The following is a 22901-nucleotide window of genomic DNA, read 5'->3' on the forward strand; positions in this document are numbered from 1 at the left end:
CGAGAGGCGCACGGGGGGCTGCTGCACGACAACACGGGGTTGGGATGGGCTTACCTGAATCGCGCGAGGCTCCTCGGAGCAGGGGCTCGGTACTCCTCGCACTTCGTTACTACGGACGGGAGTTGGCCCGGTGCCCGCGGCTGACGGTGCCCGCGATGCTGCTGCCGGCGCTGGGCAACATCGGTATCAACTACATCGCGCCGCTGGTCGTCGCGAAGCTCGTCGGCCGAATCGCCGGCGACAACGGTATCTCCATCGGTTCGACGCTGCCCTACGTTCTCGGCTTCGCCGGCGTCCTTCTGTTCGCGGAGACACTGTGGCGCATCGGCTTCCACTGCCTGAACCGCGTAGCCGCCCTCGCCATCGAGCACCTGTACGTGATCGGCATGGACGAGCTGTTCGCCAAGGACGCCGCGTTCTTCCATGACAACTTCGCCGGGTCGCTGACCAAACGGGTCCTCAGCTTCGCCTCTCGCTTCGAGGAGTTCATCGACACGCTTACGTTCTCGGTCGTGGGAAGCTTCGTGCCGCTGCTGTTCGGGTCGGTGGTGCTGTGGCGCTACGACCCGCTGCTCGTAGTCGGGCTCCTGGCGATGATCGCAATGACGGCGCTGTGCGTGGTGCCCCTCATCCGTCGCCGCCAGGCGCTCGTCAAACAGCGCGAGGAGGCGATCGCCCGGGTGTCGGGCCACGTCGCCGACAGCCTGACGAACATCGACACGGTCCAGGCGTTCGCCGCCCAGGAACGTGAGGCCGCCGAGCATCGGTCCCGCGTCGCGCAGTCGCGGCGGCTCACGCTGAGGTCGTGGGACTACGGCAACCTGCGCATCGACACGCTGGTCGCGCCGATGTCCGTGCTGACCAACGCGCTGGGCCTGCTGCTCGCGGTCACGCTCGGCGGGGGCGGGCACGGCGTGGAGGCGGTCGTGGTCGCCTTCACGTACTACAGCAACGCGACGCGGATCATGTTCGAGTTCAACCAGATCTACCGCCGTCTGGAGAGCTCGATGACGGAGGCCGCGCAGTTCACCGAACTGCTGCTGACGCCGCCGACCGTGCTCGACCCGGCGTCGCCGGAGCCGTTGCTGTCCCAGGCCGCTGACGTCCGCTTCGAGCAGGTGACCTTCGCCCACGGGGGCGGGAAGCCGCTCTTCGAGGGCCTCGACCTGGCCGTGCCCAGCGGGGCGAAGATCGGTCTCGTCGGCCGGTCCGGTGGGGGCAAGACCACGCTCACCCGGCTGCTGCTCCGGCTGACGGACATCGACGCCGGCCGGATCCTGATCGGGGGTCAGGACATCAGCAGGCTGCGTCAGACCGACCTGCGCAGCCTGATCGCCTACGTGCCGCAGGACCCGGCGATGTTCCACCGCACGCTGCGGGACAACCTCGTGTTCGCCCGGCCGGACGCCACCGATGCCGAGATCCGCCGCGCGGCCGAGGCGGCGCACGTCACGGAGTTCGCCGACGCGCTGCCGGACGGCTTCGACACCATGGTGGGCGAGCGCGGTGTCAAGCTGTCCGGCGGACAGCGCCAGCGGGTCGCCCTCGCCAGGGCGATCCTGCGCGACGCGCCGATCCTGCTGCTCGACGAGGCGACCAGCGCCCTGGACTCCGAGAGCGAGATCCTCGTCCAGGAGGCGCTGTGGCGGCTCATGGACGGGCGGACGGCGCTCGTGGTGGCGCACCGGCTGAGCACGGTCGCCACCATGGACCGGCTCGTCGTCCTGGACCGCGGACGGATCGTCGAGCAGGGCACCCACCAGGAGTTGCTCGCGTCGGACGGCTCCTACGCGAAGTTGTGGCAGCACCAGTCGGGCGGCTTCCTCGACGGCAGCCCCGCGCGGGCCGATCTGCACTGAGACCGAGCCCGGTGGGTGTGGCCCTGTGCCTGCATGCGTACCCGCTGCGCCACATCACACGGGAGGTGGGCTGGAGCGAGGTGGAGTCAGGCGCTGGAGCAGGCGGTTCAGAGGTGCTCGTCCCCACCACCTCGTGGTGCCCGTGGTGTGCATGGATCTGTCGGTGGTGGTCCAAGGACATCCGCGCGGACCTGGAGCGGACGAATGCCGAGATCCGCCGGGCCGCGCCGGGCGTGCGCATCCCCTACTTCCGTACATCGTAAGGAAGTTGGGGCAAGACCTTGCAGGTGGCGGCCGACATGGGGATGCAGCCGCTGGGACGGCGGCCGGCGACTGGGAACCGCCCGGCACCGACGAGCTCGTCCGCCACGTCGAGGAGGGCATCACGCCCGGGCCGTGATCCTGATGCACGACGGGGGAGGCGACAGCAGTCAGACCGTCGACGCCGTCGACCGGCTCATTCCGCTGCTCGGAGCCGAGGGCCGGTACTTCGACAAGCCTGCCCGCCGCGGCTGACGTTCACTCACGACGCTTCAGGAGATCCGTATGAGAGCACACCCTGCGTCGTTCCCCGTCCGGGTCCGCGCACAACGCTTCGGCACTCACGGCCTTCATGCCGAGGACGCTAACGATACCTATGAGTCCTAGGCAAATGGTTAAGTCTCCTAGGTTACGAGTCGGCTCCGACGGGGGCGGCCATGATCTTCAGACAGTGGGCGGGGGGATGCTCGACGGGCAGTTCCGGGCGCCAGGCGGCGAGGATCTGGGCCGAGGGATCGAAGAGCGGCTCCGGCAGGTCGTCGAGTCCGGTCCACTGCCAGGTACTGATCAGATGAGGTTCGGTGACCTGCGGGTGCTCCGCCTGTACGGTCACGACGGCCGCCATGGTCACGCGGTTGATACCGCCGACCACGTCGTGAAGCATCGCGAAGACCGACACCCGGTCCTCGGCGACGTGCAGACCGGTCTCCTCGCGGAGCTCACGCACGGCAGCCGCGGCGATCGACTCGTTCGTCGGGTCGACCTTGCCGCCCGGCAGCTCCCAGGTGCCGCCGTGGTGTCTGCCGAGCAGGATGCGTCCCCGCTCGTCCTGCACGATGACCCCCACGCCGAGCGCCGCTTGGGCCACGGGCGGACGGGTGTTGCGCGTGGGGTTCTCGGTGGGTCGGGAATCCATGGTGCTCCTCGATGGCCGGGATCGTCGCCGCCGGTGCGAGCGGGCGCGATGATCCCCCTGTGTGGTCGTCGGTCGGTGCGGTCGTTGGTTCAGCGATCCTGCGACAGGGCGTACAACTCGGCGAAGAGGCCGTCACCGTACGCCAGTTGGTCGAAAGTCCCTTCTTCCCGGATCCGACCCCGGTCGAGGACGAGAATCCGGTCGGCCATCCTCACATTGTCGAGGCGGTGCGTGACGACCAGGGTGATCCGGCCCGGGGCCATCTCCCGCAGCGCCGTGAAGATCTGGTGCTCGCCCCGGGCGTCGAGGGTTATCCATAGCTGTCAAGTATCTGTCCGCGTCGGATGGCGCGGCTGCCCCCAGGCACGTCAGTCACGATCCCGGTCAGCAGGTGGAAAATTGGTTGAGCCTCGGATGATCATGTGGCAGGCTCGCCAGCCTTGGCCGAGATCACCAAGTTGCACGACGACGGTGGACATCGAGGCATCCCTGGTGGCGCATCTGCTCTCCACGCGGCGATGACATCCCGGGCTTCGGTGAACAGCACGCGTTATGGAGGACTGATGGCATCGATCAAGCAGTTCCAAGTCACCTTTGACTGCGCAGAACCTGAGCGGGTCGCTCGGTTCTGGTGCGAGGTGTTGGGGTACGTCGTACCGCCGCCACCGGAGGGGTTTGCCACTTGGGACGATTTCAAGCGCTCGCAGTCACCTGAGCAGCGGGATTCATGGTTCGCCTGCAGTGATCCCTCAGGTGTGGGCCCGCGACTGTACTTCCAGCGCGTCCCCGAAGGGAAGGTCGTCAAGAATCGGCTGCATCTTGATGTGCGGGTCGGCACCGGACTCGTGGGTAAAGAGCGCCTGGCCGCACTTGAGGCCGAGTGCGCACGACTGGTCGCGCTCGGCGCGGTACACGTGCGAACACTGCTTGCCGATGGCACCAACGAGTCGTGCATCCCGATGCAGGACATCGAGGGCAACGAGTTCTGTATCGACTGAGAGCCGCGAACGCGTCCTCGTTCTGTCCCCGTGGGCCAAGACGAAGAACCGCCCCCGACCTGTCAGGGCGCTGCAGCGCCTCCCGGACCGTCCGGCGATGGATCACGTACCTTCGGGCGAGCGCCCTGACACCCGCGCCCTCAAGCCGCACGTCCCGCCGGATCGCGGCGAATATCTCTACCTTGGTCATCCGCGCCATCTGTGCTCCTTGACTTCGGAGCGCAGATGGCGTCCCACTGCACACCCTCCGGTGGGGTCAACTCGGTTCCTTGGAACCAGTTACGTGCCCGCCCATGCTCGGCTACTGCTGTGAGTTCTCGCTTTCGGCGGCGGGGCCGGTCGGCAGCGGCTTCTCCAGGCTCATCTCATGCCCACCACCCCGAGACCGCGCTGCCCAGGGTCAGGAGGGAAACCGATGCAGCGTCAATCCGATGCCGAGGAGGCACCGGAAGCGCATCGAACATGAGATGAACACGCTGAAGGGCGCGTACGGGATTCATCGTTCCTCCTGAAGTCGCTTCGATCGGGACAAGCGACCGGAGGACGCAGCTGATCACGAGGTCGTCACGGAGGGGCGAGAGCGAATCGTCGGCCTGATGTTCGAGTTGGAGGCGCGTTCCGGAGTACGGCTGGGCGAGCGGCCGTAATCGGGCGTTCGATTCACCCATGCGGTGGGAAGTCACTCGATCGAGGCACTGACCGGGATGCGGCCAGGACGCGGCATCCCTTCTTCGCCCGCCCCACGATGGCTGCTCATGCGGTCAGCCGCAGCGATGTCGCCGAGATGCCGATGCGCACGGTCTGACCCCAAGTCAGTTCCAGTGCGTCGCCCTCCATTCCGTCACCGAAGACCACCACCCGGTCGGACTCGACCGTGAGACGCAGCCGCTGGTCACGCCTGAGTTCACCCGCCACCAGTGAGGTGCCGGTCGTGGGCGACGGCCAGGCCTCGCGCACGAACCAGACCAGCCGGGGATCGGTCGGGCCGGGCAGCGTCGGAGCGCTCCCGCGCTCCTGCCACAGCGAACGCAACCAGCCGGTGGAGCCGGTGCCGGTGCCGACCAGGACGCCGGAGGACGCCTGCGGTTCGGCGGGGGAGCCCTCGGCGTCGGGGCCGAGCCGGTACCGGGCCGTCTGGTGACCTGGCGGGCCCAGATAGATCTCATTGAGTGCGAGGAGGCGCTGGGTGTCGTCGGCGACGGCCTCGACCATGGTGAGATCGTCCGTCGTGCGGCCGGGGGACGCGGCCGCCCGGAACAGGGCAGCCGCATCGCAGGGACGGTGGCGCACCAGCACGCCCGGGTTGCGGCCGGGGTCGGTGTCGATGCCCACAACGGGCTGGCCGGACAGGTATTTGGCGACATTGGCGACCAGCCCGTCCTGCCCGACGACGACCACCACATCCTCGAGCCCGAAGAGGAAGCGGTCGAGATCCGCGCGCTCCACCCGGGACTGGCGCCACTGCAGCGGTACGGCCGCCGCCACATCGGCGAGCGCCTGCCGGGTCCGCCCGTGCCGCAGCGCCACCTCCTCGATGGACCGGCCGCGGGAGGACAGGAAGAACTCCGCCTGGCCGTGCGTGCCGTGTCGGGCGAGCAGCTCCTCGTACTCGGTCGTCCGGTGCACGAGGACCGCGCGAGGGGCGAGGCTCACGCGCGCGTCTCCGGGTCGGGCCGGCCGAGCCGGGTGAGCAGTCCGGTGAGGATGTCGGGCGAGAGGGTGACGCTGTCGATACGCGGCAGGTTCTCGGCGAGCCGGGTGGCGGCGAGGGCGTGCAGCGTCCCGGTGTCCACCTCCGCGTGCACCCGCAGCCAGGCCGCCTGCGACTGGGCGCGTGCGGCGCCGACTTCGCGGGCGGCTTCCGCCTCGGCGCGGGCCAGGCGCACCTTGCGCTCCGCTTCGGCCTCGGCGCGCACCCCGTCGGCCGCCGCGTGCTCCTCGGCCTCGCGGCGGGTGTTGGTGCCCCGCTGCTCGACCAACTGCTCCTCGCGGCGTGCGAGTTCGATCTGACTGGCGAGCTCGTTCTCGGCGATGGTCCGCTCGCGCTCGACCGCCACGGCCCGGCGTTCGTACGTGGCCCGGTCGGCCTCCTGCTGGATCTGCTCCCGGGCGGGGGTGCGAAGGGCGCGCTCCACCTCGGCCTCGGGGCGGATCGCGACGACCCGTACGGCGACCACGTCGATGCCGGTGGCGGGCAGCCTGGGCTCGGCGGCAAGTCCCTCGGCGACCCGGTTCCGTACCGGCGCGACTCCGTCGACCAGTGCCCCGGCCAGCGGGGTGCGTGCCAGCACGTCCAGGGTGTGCTGCTGGGCGGTCTCGGTGAGGAGTGTGGCGATCTGCTCCAGTGGCGCACCGCGCCAGACGCCGGTGTCCGGGTCGACGGAGAAGTCGAGCCGGGCGGCGGCCACGGCCGGGTCGCTGATCCGGTACGTCACGGTGGCCTGCACGGTGACGTCCTGGAAGTCGGACGTACGGGCGTGGAAGGCCATCGCCAACTCCCGGTCGCTGACCGGAACTTCGGACAGTGCGGCGCTCAGTGACCGGTACCAGAAGCTCAGCCCCGGCCCGTCGTGCGCCAGTTGGCCGCGTTTGTGGTGGCGGATGTGGGCAGTGGGTGCGGAGCGCAGATGGCGCCAGCCGAACCGCTTGGTGATGTCGGCCATGTCGGATCCCCCTTGATTCTCGTCATTGAGACGATAAGGGGGCTCATTGATATCGTCAAGAGGACGAGAATGGTTCATGGTGCGAGCCTCGGCGTCGACCGCCCTTCGCGGCGAGGAACCTGGCCGGCACCTCGCCACCACCGTGCACCGCCAGATCGGCGCCGTTGACGTACGGAGCGAGGCCGCCGGCCAGATAGAGACAGGCGCGCGCGACATCGTCGGGCACGGCCATCCGCCCCATCGGAATGACGCCCGCCACCGCCGCACCACCGTCCTCGCCGTACATCGACGCCGCGCTCTCGGTGCGGATCAGCCCCGTCGTGATGTGGTTGACGCGCACCTTCGGCGCCCACTCCAGGGCCAGCGCCCGGGTCAGCGCCAGCAGTCCGGCCTTCGCCGCCGTGTAGGCGGCGGTGCCCGGCTGGGGGGTGTGGGCGGAGACGCTGCCGATGTTGACGACGGAGCCGCCGTCCTGCTGGCCCTGCATGATCCGGTTCGCCGCCTGCGCAACGTAGAACGGGGCCAGCAGATTGAGCGCGACGACCTTCTCGACGAACCGCGGCGACACGGTGGCCGCATCGGCGTCGGGGGAGCCGCCCGCATTGTTGACCAGGACGTCCAGCCGTCCGAACCGCTCCACGGCGGCGTCGACAAGACCGGCGGCCGCGGCCGGGTCCCGGACGTCGACCGATCGGAAGTGAGCCGTCCGCCCACCGGCCTCGGGTGGTGCCGGCGGCTGGTTGCGCCCACAGACCATGACCTCTGCGCCCGCGGCGAGGAACGTCTCGGCGATCGCGGCGCCGATGCCCTTCGTGCCGCCGGTGACGATGACCGCTCGCCCCGTGAAGTCGATGGGATTGCCGATGTCCATGGTCCACCCCTGCTGTTGCCGAAGTGCGTGCCGATCGCGACAGCAATCTACCAATCGTTTGTTAGATGATTAGTAGTCGAGACCGGACGGCTGTCGAGGGAGACGGACATGCGAAACGCGGGCGGCCGGTGACTCCCGAAGAAGTCACCGGCCGACCGGACGGTGCGCCGCCCCCGTCCCCACGGTGCGGCGCAGGCGGGCCCTCGTCATCCGCTCGGACGACGGCCCACGTTCATCAGGACCCGGTCGTTGCCGGATCCAGTCCGAGCGACGGAAAAACGGCGCTCTCCACGAAACGGGTGAGATATGCCTCATCCGCGATCTTCGCCTCCAGCAGCGGCCTGGCGCGCATCACGCCCAGCAGCTGCGCGGAGACGAACTCCGCACCCGTGTTGTCCGCGGTGATCTCACCGCGCTCCATGCCGCGCCGGACCATGGCGTCGATCGCCGCCAACTCGGGCAGGACCAGCGCTTCGCGCAGTGCGCAGAGCAGCTCCGGGCTCTGCAGCGCGGCATGGCTCAGCGCGTGCATCAGCGGCGTGTCACGCCCGGAGCGCGCTCCGATGACCCGCGCGGCCTCGCGCAGATCACCGGCGAGCGTGCCCGTGTCGATGTGCGACAGCAGCATCTGCCGGGTGCTGTGCAGTGCCGCGACGACCAGCTCCGGCTTGGAGCCCCACTGCCGGTAGAGGGTGGACTTCCCGCACCGGGTGCGGGACGCGACCCCTTCCATGGTGAGGGACTCGTAGCCGCTCTCCCGGAGCAGGTCGAGCACGGCCGTATAGAACTCTTGCGCCCGCTCCGGCGTGATCTTCGAGCGGCGCGGCGTGTGAGCCGGTTCCTGCACGGAATCGTGCGACGACATGTGCTGTTCCCTCTCTGCGACGAGGTCCATCGATACACCAGTGTACCGAAACGCCGCTGTACCGATACGTTCGCGTATCGGTACACTGGCGTATCGATGCGTCATGGACTGGACCATGCCGCCGTAACACCGCTTCGTCAGCAAAGGGGCACCGGGTGATGTACGCCCGCAGCGAGCCCGCAGATCGGGAGCCGGACACTTCTGCCCGACCGCCCCTCGTCCGCGAGCTCCTTCTCGTCGTAGGACTCTTCGCGATCTACAAACTCGGCCGCCAGGCCGCGAGCGGTCACGTCGAGGAGGCGTACCGCAACGCCGGACATGTCTGGGACTTCGAACGCGCCGTGCACCTGCCGGGCGAGGGCGCCGTACAAGGCGCGCTGCTGCACAGCGAGACGCTGGTCCACCTCGCGAACACCTACTACGCGATCGTGCACTTCCCGGCCACGCTGCTCTTCCTGGCCTGGCTCTACTGGCGCCGGCCCCTGCACTACGTCTGGTCGCGCCGGATCCTCGCGGTGCTCACCGGGGCCGCGCTCGCCCTGCATCTGCTGTTCCCGCTCGCCCCGCCGCGGATGCTGGCCGCCGCCGGCCTCGTCGACACCGGCCAGGTGTACGGGCCGACGGTGTACGGAGACACCCCGGCCACCGACTCGATGGCCAACCAATTCGCCGCGATGCCCTCGCTGCACTTCGGCTGGGCGCTGATGGTCGCGGCCGGGCTGATCGTCGCCACGCGTTCGCGGTGGCGGTGGCTCTGGCTGCTGCACCCGCTGGTCACACTGCTGGTGATAGTCGGCACCGCCAACCACTACTGGCTCGACTCGATCGTGGTCAGCGCGCTGCTCGCCGTCGCGCTCGCGGCGCTGCGGCTGGAGCGGACGGCGCCGGTCCGGGTACTCACTCCGTGGCCGTCCGGCGCCGGTGCGGCCGAGCCCACCGCCGCCCGGACCGCGCTGCCGATGATCCCCGATCCGGCCGTGTCCGAGGTGTACGCCTCGTCGTCCGGAGGCCGGCCATGAACGCCACGCTGACAGCCGTCGCGCTGTCCCTGGTCTCCGCCGTCGCCTATGCGTCGGCCGCCGTGGCGCAGGCCCGGCTCGCGGGGCGCAGCGAGCCGGGCGCCGGAGTGTTCCGGATACTCGGGCGCGCGGCCTGGTGGTCGGCGGTGGCACTGAACGCCGGTGGAGCGCTGCTGCATGTCGCGGCGCTGAAGTACGGCCCGCTCACCCTCGTCCAGCCGCTCGGCGCGCTCACACTGGTCGCTGCCGTTCCGCTGGGCGCACGCGCCGCCGGACGCCGGGTCACCGGCACCGAATGGCACGGCACGATCCTCACCTTGCTCGGCCTGGGCGCCCTGCTCCTGACGGCGGGCGGCACAGCCCCGCACGAGACGCTGAGCCTGGGCGAAGCGCTGGCAGTCGGTGCGGCGACCATGGCGGTCGTCGCCGGACTCAGCCGCCCCGGGGCCCGTCCCGGGCTGCGGCACGCGGCGGCGTCCGGCATCACGTCCGGCGTGGCCTCGGCGCTCACCCAGACCCTGACGGTGGCGGTCACGGACCACACGGGCCCGCTGTTCAGCTGGCGCCTGGTGACGGTGGCACTGCTCGTCTCGGCCTTCGCGATGGGCGGCCTCCTCCTCGCCCAGACCGCGTACCAGGGCGGTCTCGGCGCGCCGCTCGCCGTGGTCACCCTCGCCAACCCGGTCGCCGCCGCGGTCATCGGCCTCGCCCTGCTCGGCGAACGCCTCCAGGGCGGGACGATCGCCCTGATCCCGGCACTGCTGGGTTCCGCCGCGGCGGTACGCGGGGTCATTCTGCTCAGCCGCGCCCAGGGCGAGACGATGTCGTTGGCGGACCGGGCCAGGACGGAACCGGAGCCGAGCGCGCAGTCCCGGGTCGTGATCGGCAGCCCCCGGACGAGGGACGACCGGCTGGTCCTCAGCCCGGAACCGGGAGGCACGCGGGTCGGCGGGCCGCGCGGGTGGGACGAGGCGGGGTGGCGGGCCGGTCGCGCCCGGCCCGCCACCCCGCCCTCATCGGCAGCCTTCGTCGACCGTCCTGATCAGATGTCCTCGGGGCGGCCCTCATGGGCCGGCAGGGCTCGCCGGGGCGGCTGAACCGGTGTCCTGCGCCAGAGCCCGGGTCAGCCAGCCGATCCAGAAGTTCTCCAGATCGATTCCGCCGCGCAGCACCAGATGCCGCAGCCGGTCCCCCTCGGAGTCCCGACCGGGTGGGAAGTCCCGCTTCTCGATCGCCAGATACTCGGCCAGCTGCTTCTCGTGCAACGCCAAGTGGCGGCGCAGCTCCGCGGTGAGGCCCGGCGCGCCGACCACCGCCGCCGCTCGCATCCGCAGCAGCAGCGGATCGCGGATCTGTTTCGGGTCCTCCGGGAGCGCCACCCAGGCGGCCAGCGCCTCGCGGCCCGCGGGCAGCACCTCGTACTCCTTCTTCCGGCCACGGGCCGGCTGGGTCGACGGCAGGGCCCGGATCTGCCCGGCCTCCTCCAGCTTCCCGAGTTCGCGATAGATCTGCTGGTGCGTGGACGACCAGAAGTAGCCGATCGACCGGTCGAACCTACGGGTCAGCTCCAGCCCCGACGACGGCTTCTCGAGCAGGGCGGTGAGGATCGCGTGCGGGAGTGACATGGGACGCATCCTAAGGACGGCGCCGCGCCCGGAGCCGTGGGCCCCGGGCGCAGAGCGGCCCGTTGTCACAGCGCGGCGGCGAGCTCCGTGCCCTGGCGGATCGCCCGCTTGGCGTCCAGCTCGGCGGCCACGTCGGCGCCGCCGATCAGGTGCGCCGTACGGCCTGCCGCGAGCAGCTCCTCGTGCAGTTCGCGCCGGGGTTCCTGTCCGGCGCAGAGCACCACCGTGTCGACCGGCAGGAGGTGCTGTTCGCCGTCGACCGTCAGATGCAGACCGTCGTCGTCGATGCGGTCGTACGCGACGCCCGCGATCATCGTCACGCCGCGGTGCCGCAGCTCCGTGCGGTGGATCCACCCGGTCGTCTTCCCGAGCCCCGCGCCGACCTTGCTCGCCTTGCGCTGCAGCAGGTGGACGGTGCGCGGCGGCTTGGGGCGCTCGGGGAGGCGCAGACCGCCGCGCTCCCGGTACCCGGTGTCGACCCCCCAGTGCCGGAAGAACACCTCGGGGTCGAGGCTCGCCGCGTCACCGCCGTCCGTCAGGAACTCGGCGACGTCGAATCCGATCCCGCCCGCACCGATGATCGCGACCCGCTCACCGACCGGCGCCCCGTCCCGCAGGACATCGAGGTAGCTGACCACGCTGGGGTGGTCGAGGCCCTCGATCACGGGGGAGCGGGGCGTGACACCGGTGGCGAGGACGATCTCGTCGAAGCCGTCGAGGGTGTCCGGCGTGGCCTTCGTCCCGAGCCTGAGCTCGACCTGCTGCTCCGCGAGCCGGGTACGGAAGTAGCGCAGCGTCTCGTTGAACTCCTCCTTGCCCGGGATACGGCGCGCCACATTGAGCTGGCCACCGATCTCGTCGGCCGCATCGAAGAGCGTGACCGCGTGCCCGCGCTCGGACGCCGAGACGGCGCACGCGAGACCCGCGGGCCCGGCGCCGACGACCGCGACGCGCTTACGGGTCCGGGTCGGCGACAGGGTGAGCTCGGCCTCGGTCTCGTGGCAGGCGCGCGGATTGACCAGACAGGAGGTGATCTTCCCGCTGAACGTGTGGTCCAGGCACGCCTGGTTGCAGCCGATGCAGGTGTTGATCGCGTCGGCGCGGCCCGCGCCCGCCTTGGTCACGAAGTCCGGGTCGGCGAGGAACGGCCGGGCCATCGACACCATGTCCGCACGGCCCGACGCGAGAATCTCCTCGGCGACTTCAGGGGTGTTGATCCGGTTGCTGGTCACCAGCGGTACGGAGACGGACCCGCGTACCTTCTCGGTGACCCAGGTGTAGGCGCCGCGCGGCACCGACGTCGCGATGGTGGGGATGCGGGCCTCGTGCCAGCCGATCCCGGTGTTGATGATCGTGGCCCCGGCCGCCTCGATCGCCCGGGCGAGCTGCACGACCTCGTCCAGCGAGGAGCCGCCCGGCACCAGGTCCAGCATCGAGAGCCGGTAGATCAGGATGAAGTCGCTGCCGACCCGCTCGCGGACCCGGCGCACGATCTCGACCGGGAACCGGATGCGGTTCTCGTACGAACCGCCCCAGCGGTCGGTGCGGTGGTTGGTTCCGGCGGCGATGAACTCATTGATCAGATAGCCCTCGGAGCCCATGATCTCGACACCGTCGTAGCCCGCCCGTCGCGCCAGTTCCGCGGTCCGCACGAAGTCCTCGACGGTCTCCTCGACCTCGTCGTCGGTCAGGGCGTGCGGTGTGAACGGGCTGATCGGGGCCTGGATCGCGCTCGGCGCCACCAGGTCCGGATGGTGCGCGTACCGGCCGAAGTGCAGGATCTGCATGGCGATCCGGCCGCCCGCCGCGTGCACCGCGGCGGTGACCTGAGCATGCTGCTCGGCCTCCGCCTCGGTGGTCAGTTTGGCACCGCCGGGATACGGGCGGGCGCGGTCGTTCGGCGCGATGCCACCGGTGACCATGAGGCCGACACCGCCGCGGGCACGGGCCGCGTAGAACGCGGCCATGCGCTCGAAGCCGCGCTCCGCCTCCTCCAGGCCGACATGCATCGATCCCATCAGCACCCGGTTGGGGAGGGTGGTGAACCCGAGGTCGAGCGGGCTCAGCAGGTTCGGGTACGGGGTCATCCGGCGGCTCCTCACACAGTGTCGTTGCGCCAGTTGTAGACCACCGAAACGTCATTGTGCAACAAGTTGCACAATGACCTGCGTCGCATTTGCTCACCACCGGACGGCGGCCCCGGACGGAGTAGCACCAGGGCACGTCCACCCGCCGCGGCGCGGAGAGTGGATCCGTAACCCGGAACACACCCGAACCCCCACGGAGACCCCCATGCCCTGCCTCGACCGGCGTGACCTCGGCCTGCTCGTCCTGCGCGTCGGCACCGGCGCGGTCCTGGCCGCGCACGGCAGTCAGAAGCTGTTCGGCTGGTTCGGCGGCGGAGGCATGGAGGCAACCATTGCGGGCATGGAGGCCATGGGATTCCATCCGCCCAGGCACAGCGCCGTCGCCGCCGGACTCGGTGAGGCGGGCAGTGGCGTGCTGCTGGCCCTCGGCCTCGCCACCCCCGCCGCCGGAGCGGCCGCGGCGGGTGCCATGTCGGCCGCCGTCGCCGTCCATGCGCCCGCGGGCTTCTTCGCGCAGGGCGGCGGGTACGAATACCCGGCCTTCCTCGGCTTCACCGCCGCCGCGATCGGCCTGACCGGCCCCGGCCGGTACTCCCTCGACCACGCGACCTATCACCTCCTCAACCGGCCTTGGATCGTCGCCCTCGCCTTCGCGGGCAGTGCGGCCGGGGTCGTGGCCGTCGTCGGGAAGCGGTCCAGGGGGCTGAGGAAGAGCGCGGCCGACAACTGAGCCGACGGTGCGTCAGGGCCGCCCTGGCCGCCCTGACGCACCGTCGCCCCCATGGCTGCGTTTTCGGCCGTCGGGTGGCCGCAGGACGTTCCTCCTTTCGAGTGACTCCGCTGCCCGGTGATGACGGAGCCCGTCGGGTGTGTCCGAGGCTTGCAGGCGGCCGGACCCGCTCCGGTCGGGAGCCGCAGAACCTCAGAGCCGCTGGGAGTCCGCCGTGCACATCCTTCTTGTCGCGAGTGCGTTCAACAGCCTTACTCAGCGCGTCCACGCGGAGCTGCGGGACCGGGGCCACACCGTGGCGGTCGGACTCGCACTCTCCGACGGCCATCTGCGGGACGCGGTCCGAGGGTTCGCACCGGACCTGATCGTGGCTCCGATGCTCAGGACCGCCATCCCGCGCGACGTGTGGTCGGCGCACACCTGCCTCATCGTCCATCCAGGACCCGTCGGCGACCGCGGACCGTCCTCGCTCGACTGGGCGATCCATGAGGGCGTCACCCGTTGGGGGGTAACGGTTCTGCAGGCCGACCAGGAGATGGACGCCGGAGACGTCTGGGCGTCGGTGGAATTCTCCGTACCGCCGGTGGGCAAGAGCGACCTGTACCGCAACGAGGTCTCCGACGCGGCGCTGACGGCGGTGCTGCGGGCCGTCGACCGGTTCGCCTCGGGGATGTACACCCCCCGGCCCCAGGTCAGCGCACGTGCCACGGACGGCACCCGGCCGTATTTCCGTCAGGAACTCCGGCGGATCGACTGGCGGTCCGACTCCACCGAGACGGTGCTGCGAAAGCTGCGGGCGGCCGACTCGCACCCCGGCGCGCTGGACGAACTGCTCGGCGGCGAGTGGTTCCTGCACGGGGGGCACCCCGAGGACCGGCTGCGCGGCCGCCCCGGAGAGCTGCTGGCCACGCGGGCCGGCGGGGTCTGCCGGGCCACCGTCGACGGCGCCGTATGGATCCCGGAGCTGCGCGCCAGGCGGCAGCCGGGACAGCCCGCCCCGTTCAAGCTCCCCGCCGTCCTGGCACTCGGCGACCGGCTGCCGCCGCTGCCCGCGGACCCGGTCCCGCCGGACGCACCCGGGCGCCGCGGAACCTGGACCGACATTCGCTACAAGGAGACCGGCGCCGTCGGACGTCTCACGTTCTCGTTCCCCGGCGGGGCGATGAGCACCACGCAGTGCACGCGCCTCCTGGACGCCTACCGGACCGCCTGCTCCCGGCCCACCTCGGTCCTGGTGCTGGGCGGCGGCCGGGACTTCTTCTCCAACGGCATCCACCTGAACGTCATCGAGGCAGCGGCCGACCCCGCCGAGGAGTCCTGGGTCAACATCAACGCCATGAACGACCTGGTGGAGGCCGTGCTGGCCACCACCGACCGACTGGTGGTCGCCGCCGTGGGCGGCAACGCCGCCGCCGGCGGAGCGATGCTCGCGCTGGCCGCAGACGAGGTCTGGTGCCGCCGGGGCTCGGTGCTCAACCCGCACTACCGGCTGATGGGACTGTCCGGCTCGGAGTACTGGACCCGCACCCTGCCGAGCAGGGTGGGGCCCGAGACGGCCGAGCGGCTCGTCGGCGAAGCGCTGCCGCTCGGCGCCGAAGCCGCCGAGCGGCTCGGCCTGGTGGACCGGACCATCGCCTGCCGGCCCCAGGACTTCCCGGGCGAGACCGTCCGACTGGCCGTCCGGCTGGCCTCGTCGACCGCCGCACAGACACGGATCGCCCGGAAGAAGACGGCGCTCGAGCGCCAGGAGGCGCTCAAGCCGCTGGCCGTCTACCGGCAGGAGGAACTGGCCGCGATGCGGTCCATCTTCTTCGACCCGGACGCGCCGTACCACCGCCTGCGCCGTGCCTTCGTACGCAAGGAACCCCCGACCCGGACGCCGCCCCACCTCGGCATCGGCGTACCCGGAAGGCGCACGGCACATCCGTCCGCCGTCCGGGACCGCGCCGTCACCGCAACGGCGGCGCTCGCCGATGTACCTGGACCGACTGACGGTTAGCTGGACATGAAGGCCGAAAAGTGGGCTTTCGGCGCAGAGCTCCCCAAGGAGACATCCCTATGGATGCAGCAACAGCGAACACGGTCGGCGACCGGGCAGACGGTGCGGCCGCCGACGAGGAGTCCCCGATCCACATCCTCTGGATCAACGCGGGGTTGAGCTGTGACGGCGACTCGGTGTCGCTGACGGCGGCGATGCAGCCGAGCATCGAGGAAATCGTCCTCGGCGTGCTGCCGGGCCTTCCGAAGATCCAGGTCCACTGGCCCCTGATCGACTTCGAAAGCGGTCCGGTGGGCGGTGCGGACACCTTCATCGAGTGGTTCTTCAAGGGCGAACGCGGCGAGATCGATCCCTTTGTGCTGGTCGTCGAGGGGTCCATCCCCAACGAGTCGATCAAGCAGGAGGGGTACTGGTGCGGCTTCGGCGACAACCCGGAGACCGGCCAGCCGATCACGACCAGTGAATGGATCGACCGGCTGGCGCCCAAGGCCCTGGCGGTCGTCGCCATCGGAACCTGCGCCACCTACGGCGGCATCCATGCGATGGCCGGCAACCCGACGGGTGCCATGGGCGTGCCCGACTACCTGGGCTGGGACTGGACCTCGAAGGCCGGCATTCCGATCGTGTGCGTGCCCGGCTGCCCGATCCAGCCGGACAACTTCTCGGAGACCCTCACCTACCTGCTCTACCAGGCGGCGGGCTCCGCTCCGATGATTCCGCTGGACGACAAGTTGCGCCCGACCTGGCTCTTCGGCGCCACCGTGCACGAGGGGTGCGACCGGGCCGGTTACTACGAGCAGGGCCAGTTCGCCACCACGTACGACTCGCCCAAGTGCCTGGTCAAGCTCGGCTGCTGGGGCCCCGTCGTCAAGTGCAACGTCCCCAAGCGCGGCTGGATGAACGGCATCGGCGGCTGCCCGAACGTCGGCGGCATCTGTATTGCCTGCACCATGCCGGGCTTCCCCGACAAGTTCATGCCGTTCATGGACGAACCGCCCGGCGGCAAGGTCTCCGTCGGCGCCAGCGGAGCGTACGGGGCGGTGATCCGCAGACTCCGGTCGGTCACGGCCAGGACTGTGGACAAGGAACCGAAGTGGCGTCACACGGGCAAGAAGCTGACCACCGGGTACCGCCCGCCCTGGTGACCGACCGCCCGGCGCCACCGCCCCGCGATCGACGGACCGCCCACCTGCGCCCCGCTCCCCCTCCCTCAACTCCCGCTTCCCAGAAGGGTTATGGCACACACAATGGCACCCACGACGAAGGTGGCCGGTGACGGCAGTGGCCTCGTCGAGATGGCCTGGGATCCGATCACCCGGATCGTAGGCAGTCTCGGCATCCACACGAAGATCGACTTCAAGCAGAAGCGGGTCGCGGAGTGCTACAGCACTTCGTCGGTCTTCCGTGGCTACAGCGTCTTCATGCGGGGCAAGGACCCCCGGGACGCCCACTTCATCACCAGCCGCATCTGCGGGATCTGCGGCGACAACCACGCCACATGTTCCGTGTACACGCAGAACATGGCCTACGGGGTGAAGCCGCCGCACCTCGGTGAGTGGATCATCAACCTGGGCGAGTCGGCGGAGTACATGTTCGACCACAACATCTTCCAGGAGAACCTGGTCGGGGTCGACTACTGCGAGAAGATGGTCCGCGAGACCAACCCCGGAGTCCTGGAGCTCGCCGAGCGCACCGAGGCGCCGCACGCCGGAGAGCACGGCTACCGCACGATCGCCGACATCATGCGCTCCCTCAACCCCATCGAGGGGGAGTTCTACCGCGAGGCTCTTCAAGTGAGCCGCTACACGCGGGAGATGTTCTGCCTGATGGAGGGGCGCCATGTGCACCCCTCCACGCTCTACCCGGGCGGTGTGGGAACGATCGCGTCCGTCCAGCTCTTCACGGACTACCTCAGCCGCCTCATGCGGTACGTGGAGTTCATGAAGCGGGTCGTTCCCCTGCACGACGACCTGTTCGACTTCTTCTACGAGGCGCTGCCCGGGTACGAGGAGGTCGGCCGCCGACGGGTGCTGCTCGGCTGCTGGGGAGCGCTCAACGACCCCGAGTACTGCGACTTCACGTACGCCAACATGACGGACTGGGGACGGAAGATGTTCGTCACCCCCGGCGTGATCGTGGACGGCAAACTGGTCACCAACGACCTCACCGAGATCAACCTCGGCATCCGGATCCTGCTCGGCAGTTCGTACTACGACGACTGGCAGGGCCGGGAACAGTTCGTCACCCACGACCCGCTGGGCAACCCGGTGGACCCCCGCCACCCGTGGAACCAGCACACCATCCCCGCCCCGCAGAAGCGGAACTTCGACGACAAGTACAGCTGGGTGATGTCGCCCCGCTGGTTCGACGGCAAGGACCACCTGGCACTGGACACCGGCGGCGGCCCCATCGCCCGCCTCTGGTCCACCGCCCTGTCCGGGCTCGTCGACGTCGGCTATGTGAAGGCCACCGGGCACAGCGTCGTCATCAACCTGCCGCGCACGATGACCAAGCCCGAGACCACCTTCGAGTGGAAGATCCCGAAGTGGAGCAACGCGCTGGAACGCAACCGCGCCCGCACCTACTTCCAGGCGTACGCCGCCGCGATCGCGCTGCACTGCGCCGAGAAGGGGCTCGAAGAGGTCCGCGCCGGACGCACCCAGACCTGGGAGAAGTTCGACGTGCCGGACGAGAGCATCGGCGTCGGTTTCACGGAGGCCGTACGGGGGGTGCTCTCCCACCACATGGTGATCAGGGACGGCAAGATCGCCAATTACCACCCTTATCCGCCCACTCCGTGGAACGCCAGCACCCGGGATACGTTCGGCACCCCCGGCCCCTATGAGGACGCGGTGCAGAACACACCGATCTTCGAGGAGAACACCCCGGAGAACTTCAAGGGCATCGACATCATGCGGACAGTCCGCAGCTTCGACCCCTGTCTGCCGTGCGGCGTCCACATGTACGTGGGCGACGGCAGGACCGTCAAGCAGATGCATGTTCCCACCGGACTGAGCGGACTGGCCGGATGAGCGCCGCAGCCCCGTCGGCCGTCGAACCGCCGCGAGCCGTCGACGCCGTGGAGGCCGGACAGCGGGTCGAAGAGCTGCTCGACCGTCTGACCGCCATCGGAGACCAGGAAGTGGGTGCCGCGGCCGAGGATCTGGTGCGGGTCCTGATGGACTTCTACGGCGCCGGCCTGGCCCGTATCGTCGACCGCCTCAGCACCCCCGCGGATCGCGGTACCGGCAACGGACCGCTCGCCGCACTGCTCGACGACGAACTCGTGTCGAGCCTGTTGGCCCTGCACGACCTGCACCCGGAGGACATCGGCGCGCGCATCGCGCGCGCCCTCGACTCCGTCCGTGACCCTGTCGAGGTCGTCGGCTTCGACGAGGAGACCGGCATTCTTCGGCTGCGCCCCTCGTCCGAAGCCGGTGACGGCGGTGGCGGTGGCTGCGGCTGCCCGAGCACGGGGGCGGCGACCCGGCGCAGCGTCGAGGACGCGCTGGCCTGCTTCGTACCGGAAGTGAACCAGGTGGAGATGGAGTCCTCGACCACCGACCGGGAGCCACCGCTGCTCCAGATCGCCACTCGCCCGCCGGCCGGAACTTCCGGAGCCGGGCAGGCTGTTGAGGCGAAGGCGCCATGATCGCACCTCAGGCGCTCGCCGGGCGCCCGGCGCCGGTTGCCCGCCCCCGAGGCCTGCGCAGGTTCACCATGCCGCCGGAACCCCGGCAGGAGCGCTGCGAGCTGTGCGGCGTGCCCGTGACCGAGGGCGGCCATCGGCATCTCGTGGACACCGAGAAGCGGGCGCTGGCCTGCGCGTGCACCCCGTGCGCCCTGCTCTTCGAGCGGCCGGGCGCAGCCCACGGACGCTTCAGAACGGTCCCGGACCGCTATCTGTCCGATCCGGACCACCGTCTCGACGACGGTGCGTGGGAACTCCTGCAGATTCCGGTCGGCGTCGCGTTCTTCTTCCGCAACGCCGCGCTGGACCGGCTGGTCGCGCTCTACCCGAGCCCGGCCGGAGCCACCGAGAGCGAACTCGACCCGGAGACCTGGCAGACCGTGCTCGGCACCACTCGCCTCGCCGCACTGCTCGAACCCGACGTCGAGGCGCTGCTGATGCGCCGCACGGAGGGCCGGGCCGAGTGCTACCTCGTACCGATCGACATCTGCTACGAGCTGGTGGGACGCATGCGCCTCCTCTGGCAGGGCTTCGACGGCGGAGCCGAGGCGAGGGCCGACCTCAAGGCGTTCTTCGCGCACGTCGAGGAACGCGCTGCCCGGACCCAGGAGAAGGGGCAGCCGCGGTGACGGAATTCGCCTTCACCTGCACCGGAGTCCGCGCCGACCCGTACGCGGCGGGCCCCACGCTGGTCTTCCGGCTGCGCATCACCGCGTCTGCGGAAGCCCGGGTGCATGCCCTCGCGCTACGCTGCCAGATCCGTATCGAACCTGCCCGGCGCGGCTACGAGCAGGCCGAGGCGGACGGACTGCACGACCTCTTCGGTGACCGCTCACGCTGGGGAAACACGCTCCAGCCCGTGCAGTTCGCCCAGGTCTCCCTCATGGTCCCGTCCTTCACGACCGAGACCGAGGTGGACCTCGTCGTGCCCTGCACCTACGACCTGGACGTCGCCGCGGCACGGTACTTCGACGCGCTCCAGGACGGCGAGGTGCCGCTCCTCCTGCTCTTCTCCGGCACCGCCTTCACCGGGGACAGCGGCTTCAACGTCGAGCCGGTGCCCTGGGACCGCGAGGCTTCCTGCCGGATGCCGGTGGCGGTGTGGAAGGACATGATCGAGCAGCACTTCCCGGGCTGCGGCTGGATCCGGCTGCCGCGCGACGCCATGAAGGCGCTGCTCGCCTTCCGCTCGCGGCAGGCCCTGCCGTCCTGGGAGGCGACCGTCCAGGCACTGATCGACCTGGCCGGAGCCGCCGGGACGCCGCCCCCCGAGCGCCCGGTGCGCCGGCCCGTACTGCCCCGTGTCACCGAGAGGACGGCGCCGTGACCGCATCACTGTTCACGCCCGCACTGGAGTCCCGGTTCGCCACCGCCCGGCAGGTCGCCGACACCGTCCTCTTCGAGGGCTATGTGCTGTACCCGTACCGGGCCTCCGCGGCCAAGAACCGGCTGCGCTGGCAGTTCGGGGTGCTCGTACCGCCCGGCTGGGGCGCCGACCGCGAGGAGCACGACTTCCAGCACACCGAGTGCCTGATGGAGCCGAAGCCCGGCGCGACGCTCGCCGTCGAGGCACGGTTCCTGCACGCCCAGCGACGGACGGTGCAACAGGTCCTCGACGACGGCACGTTCGAGACCGTGACCCGACTCGACCTGGCAGACCGGGTGCTGGTCCCGTGGGACGAGGGCGCCGAGGATCGCGTCGAAGTGGTCGTGGACGTCGCCGAACTGGCCGGGGACGGAGTCACCGTCCCTTTCACCCGGCCCGCCCGCGAGGAGATCGAACCCGTCCTGGACGCGGACGGGCGGACGGTGGGCCGCCTGGTCCGCCGCTGCGAGGAGATCAGCGGTGCTGTGCGGCTGTCCGCCCGCGAACTCGACGGCCCCTACCGGGTCATGAGGCTCACCACCGTGGTGGAGAACACCACCGCCTGGACGCCCGACTCCGCCGAGGTCGACCGGGACGCCGCGCTCCCACGGTCGCTGGTCGCCGCGCACCTGCTGCTGGGTCTCAGCGCGGGATCGTTCCTTTCGATGACGGACCCGCCCGAATGGGCCAAGGGTGCGGTCGCGGCCTGCCGCAACCTGCACACCTGGCCGGTGCTCGCCGGGGAACCCGGGCGCGCCGACCTGATGCTGTCGTCCCCGATCATCCTGGAGGACCATCCGGCCATCGCCCCCGAGAGCCCGGGTACGCTCTACGACGCCACGGAGATCGACGAGATCCTCGCCCTGCGCACGGCGGCTCTGACCGACCAGGAGAAGCGCGAGGCACGTGGCACCGATCCCCGGGCGGCAGCTGTCATCGACCTGGCCGAGTCGATGCCCCCCGAGGTCCTGGAGCGGTTGCACGGAGCGGTACGGGCCCTGCGGGAGATCACCGGCCCCGACACGCCCTCGCCCGCCTCGCAGGACCCCGTCCCGGACGGAGTGGACCTGATCGACACCCGTGGCGTACTCCGGCCCGACACCCCGTGGTGGGACCCGGCGAGCGACGACACCGCCGACCCGGCCCGGGACCGGATCCTGGTGGACGGACGGTCCGTGGGCGTGGGCAGCCGGGTTCTCCTGCGACCGGGGCTGCGGCGGACCGACGCCCAGGACCTGTTTCTCAAGGGCCGCAGCGCACAGGTCGAAGCAGTGCTCCACGACGTCGACGGCGGAGTGCACCTCGCGGTCACCGTGGAGGGCGACCCGGGCGCGGACATCCGCCGCGAGCAGGGACGTTTCCTGTACTTCCAGCCGGACGAGATCGCCCCCCTGGAGGACGCGTGAACGCCCTTGCGCCGAAGCACGCGAGAACTCTCATTGCCGGGATCGGGAACATCTTCCTCGGCGACGACGGCTTCGGCGTCGAGACGGTGCGCGCACTGTCCTCGCACCGGCTCCCCGACCACGTCGAGATGGTCGACATCGGCGTACGGGGCGTCCATCTCGCCTATCAGCTCCTCGACGGATACGACACCCTCGTCCTGATCGACGCCACCGCACGCGGTGGCAGCCCCGGAACCCTGTATCTGATCGAGGCTGACGAACCCGGGGCCGTCGAACCGCAGAACGCGCTGCTCGACGGCCACCGGATGTCCCCCGACGCCGTCCTGGCACTGCTCGGCACCCTGTGCGCGGGCACCGGAGCCGTACCGCCGAGGCGCACGTTCGTCGTCGGCTGCGAACCCGGCAGTGTCGACGAAGGGATCGGGCTGAGCGCCCCCGTGACCGCAGCGGTGCCACACGCCGTACGGATGGTCCTGGACCTCGTACAAGCAGCCGACCGTCCGGCCGAAGCCCGGCGGACGGCGGCCGGACCCGTCATGAACTGA

The 22901-nt window shown here is 70.2% G+C and carries 21 protein-coding genes; 14 read left to right on the forward strand and 7 right to left on the reverse strand.

Features of this window, described 5'->3' with window-relative positions:
- Window positions 1–44: 44 nt before the first annotated feature.
- On the forward strand, window positions 45–1859 hold the full coding sequence (locus tag ACWCP8_RS05390) for an ABC transporter ATP-binding protein (protein WP_352269619.1): 1815 nt from the start codon (window positions 45–47) through the stop codon (window positions 1857–1859).
- A 670-nt stretch (window positions 1860–2529) separates the two neighbouring features.
- Here the strand turns inward: ACWCP8_RS05390 and ACWCP8_RS05395 are convergent.
- The gene (locus ACWCP8_RS05395; protein WP_451114286.1) at window positions 2530–3036 is read right to left on the reverse strand and encodes a nucleotide triphosphate diphosphatase NUDT15; all 507 of its coding nucleotides are present in this window, start codon (window positions 3034–3036) and stop codon (window positions 2530–2532) included.
- Between the two features lie 11 nt (window positions 3037–3047).
- Between ACWCP8_RS05395 and ACWCP8_RS05400 the strand changes: the two genes are divergently transcribed.
- Both ACWCP8_RS05400 and ACWCP8_RS05405 read left to right on the forward strand, forming a co-directional pair.
- Window positions 3048–3356: a hypothetical protein gene (locus tag ACWCP8_RS05400; RefSeq protein ID WP_451114288.1), complete on the forward strand. Its 309-nt coding sequence runs from the start codon at window positions 3048–3050 to the stop codon at window positions 3354–3356.
- 243 nt (window positions 3357–3599) lie between these two features.
- Window positions 3600–4034, forward strand: coding sequence for a VOC family protein (locus ACWCP8_RS05405; RefSeq protein ID WP_451114290.1), 435 nt, complete (start codon window positions 3600–3602; stop codon window positions 4032–4034).
- A gap of 753 nt (window positions 4035–4787) precedes the next feature.
- Here the strand turns inward: ACWCP8_RS05405 and ACWCP8_RS05410 are convergent.
- From ACWCP8_RS05410 to ACWCP8_RS05425, 4 genes are all read right to left on the reverse strand, one after another.
- Window positions 4788–5687 (reverse strand): hypothetical protein, encoded by a 900-nt coding sequence (locus tag ACWCP8_RS05410; RefSeq protein ID WP_451114292.1) that lies wholly within the window; start codon window positions 5685–5687, stop codon window positions 4788–4790.
- Window positions 5684–6697: an SPFH domain-containing protein gene (locus ACWCP8_RS05415; RefSeq protein WP_451114293.1), complete on the reverse strand. Its 1014-nt coding sequence runs from the start codon at window positions 6695–6697 to the stop codon at window positions 5684–5686. Before ACWCP8_RS05415 ends, ACWCP8_RS05410 begins: the two co-directional genes overlap by 4 nt.
- Before the next feature lie 55 nt (window positions 6698–6752).
- The gene (locus ACWCP8_RS05420; protein WP_451114295.1) at window positions 6753–7568 is read right to left on the reverse strand and encodes an SDR family oxidoreductase; all 816 of its coding nucleotides are present in this window, start codon (window positions 7566–7568) and stop codon (window positions 6753–6755) included.
- A gap of 235 nt (window positions 7569–7803) precedes the next feature.
- Window positions 7804–8433 carry a TetR/AcrR family transcriptional regulator gene (locus tag ACWCP8_RS05425; RefSeq protein ID WP_451114297.1) on the reverse strand — a complete coding sequence of 210 codons (630 nt, stop codon included), beginning with the start codon at window positions 8431–8433 and terminating at the stop codon, window positions 7804–7806.
- 158 nt (window positions 8434–8591) lie between these two features.
- Here ACWCP8_RS05425 and ACWCP8_RS05430 point away from each other — a divergent pair, with 158 nt between their 5' ends.
- Window positions 8592–9452, forward strand: coding sequence for a phosphatase PAP2 family protein (locus ACWCP8_RS05430; RefSeq protein ID WP_451114299.1), 861 nt, complete (start codon window positions 8592–8594; stop codon window positions 9450–9452).
- Window positions 9449–10549, forward strand: a complete 1101-nt coding sequence (locus tag ACWCP8_RS05435; RefSeq protein WP_355996700.1) for a DMT family protein — start codon at window positions 9449–9451, stop codon at window positions 10547–10549. The genes ACWCP8_RS05430 and ACWCP8_RS05435 overlap by 4 nt, the downstream gene beginning before the upstream one ends.
- Here the strand turns inward: ACWCP8_RS05435 and ACWCP8_RS05440 are convergent.
- Window positions 10517–11077, reverse strand: coding sequence for a PadR family transcriptional regulator (locus ACWCP8_RS05440; protein ID WP_451114301.1), 561 nt, complete (start codon window positions 11075–11077; stop codon window positions 10517–10519). The two genes, ACWCP8_RS05435 and ACWCP8_RS05440, sit on opposite strands and share 33 nt — an antisense overlap.
- Before the next feature lie 65 nt (window positions 11078–11142).
- Window positions 11143–13164 (reverse strand): oxidoreductase, encoded by a 2022-nt coding sequence (locus ACWCP8_RS05445; RefSeq protein ID WP_451114303.1) that lies wholly within the window; start codon window positions 13162–13164, stop codon window positions 11143–11145.
- A 205-nt stretch (window positions 13165–13369) separates the two neighbouring features.
- On the opposite strand from ACWCP8_RS05445, the gene ACWCP8_RS05450 reads away from it, so the two are divergent.
- The 9 genes from ACWCP8_RS05450 (at window position 13370) to ACWCP8_RS05490 (ending at window position 22901) form a co-directional block, all read left to right on the forward strand.
- Window positions 13370–13894 (forward strand): DoxX family protein, encoded by a 525-nt coding sequence (locus tag ACWCP8_RS05450; RefSeq protein ID WP_352268396.1) that lies wholly within the window; start codon window positions 13370–13372, stop codon window positions 13892–13894.
- A gap of 214 nt (window positions 13895–14108) precedes the next feature.
- Window positions 14109–15893: an enoyl-CoA hydratase-related protein gene (locus ACWCP8_RS05455; protein WP_451114306.1), complete on the forward strand. Its 1785-nt coding sequence runs from the start codon at window positions 14109–14111 to the stop codon at window positions 15891–15893.
- A gap of 59 nt (window positions 15894–15952) precedes the next feature.
- Entirely contained in the window at window positions 15953–17038 is a 1086-nt protein-coding gene (locus tag ACWCP8_RS05460; RefSeq protein ID WP_352268394.1) for an NADH-quinone oxidoreductase subunit B family protein, read from the forward strand.
- A 102-nt stretch (window positions 17039–17140) separates the two neighbouring features.
- Window positions 17141–18925 carry a nickel-dependent hydrogenase large subunit gene (locus ACWCP8_RS05465; protein WP_352268393.1) on the forward strand — a complete coding sequence of 595 codons (1785 nt, stop codon included), beginning with the start codon at window positions 17141–17143 and terminating at the stop codon, window positions 18923–18925.
- Window positions 18922–19545 (forward strand): hypothetical protein, encoded by a 624-nt coding sequence (locus tag ACWCP8_RS05470; RefSeq protein ID WP_451114308.1) that lies wholly within the window; start codon window positions 18922–18924, stop codon window positions 19543–19545. The genes ACWCP8_RS05465 and ACWCP8_RS05470 overlap by 4 nt, the downstream gene beginning before the upstream one ends.
- Window positions 19542–20213 (forward strand): DUF5947 family protein, encoded by a 672-nt coding sequence (locus tag ACWCP8_RS05475; RefSeq protein WP_451114310.1) that lies wholly within the window; start codon window positions 19542–19544, stop codon window positions 20211–20213. The genes ACWCP8_RS05470 and ACWCP8_RS05475 overlap by 4 nt, the downstream gene beginning before the upstream one ends.
- On the forward strand, window positions 20210–20911 hold the full coding sequence (locus ACWCP8_RS05480) for a DUF6084 family protein (RefSeq protein ID WP_355996678.1): 702 nt from the start codon (window positions 20210–20212) through the stop codon (window positions 20909–20911). The genes ACWCP8_RS05475 and ACWCP8_RS05480 overlap by 4 nt, the downstream gene beginning before the upstream one ends.
- Window positions 20908–22356: a hypothetical protein gene (locus tag ACWCP8_RS05485; RefSeq protein ID WP_451114313.1), complete on the forward strand. Its 1449-nt coding sequence runs from the start codon at window positions 20908–20910 to the stop codon at window positions 22354–22356. The genes ACWCP8_RS05480 and ACWCP8_RS05485 overlap by 4 nt, the downstream gene beginning before the upstream one ends.
- Window positions 22353–22901, forward strand: a complete 549-nt coding sequence (locus ACWCP8_RS05490) for a hydrogenase maturation protease (RefSeq protein WP_352268386.1) — start codon at window positions 22353–22355, stop codon at window positions 22899–22901. The genes ACWCP8_RS05485 and ACWCP8_RS05490 overlap by 4 nt, the downstream gene beginning before the upstream one ends.

The sequence above is a fragment of the Streptomyces sp. NPDC002206 genome, assembly GCF_053593595.1.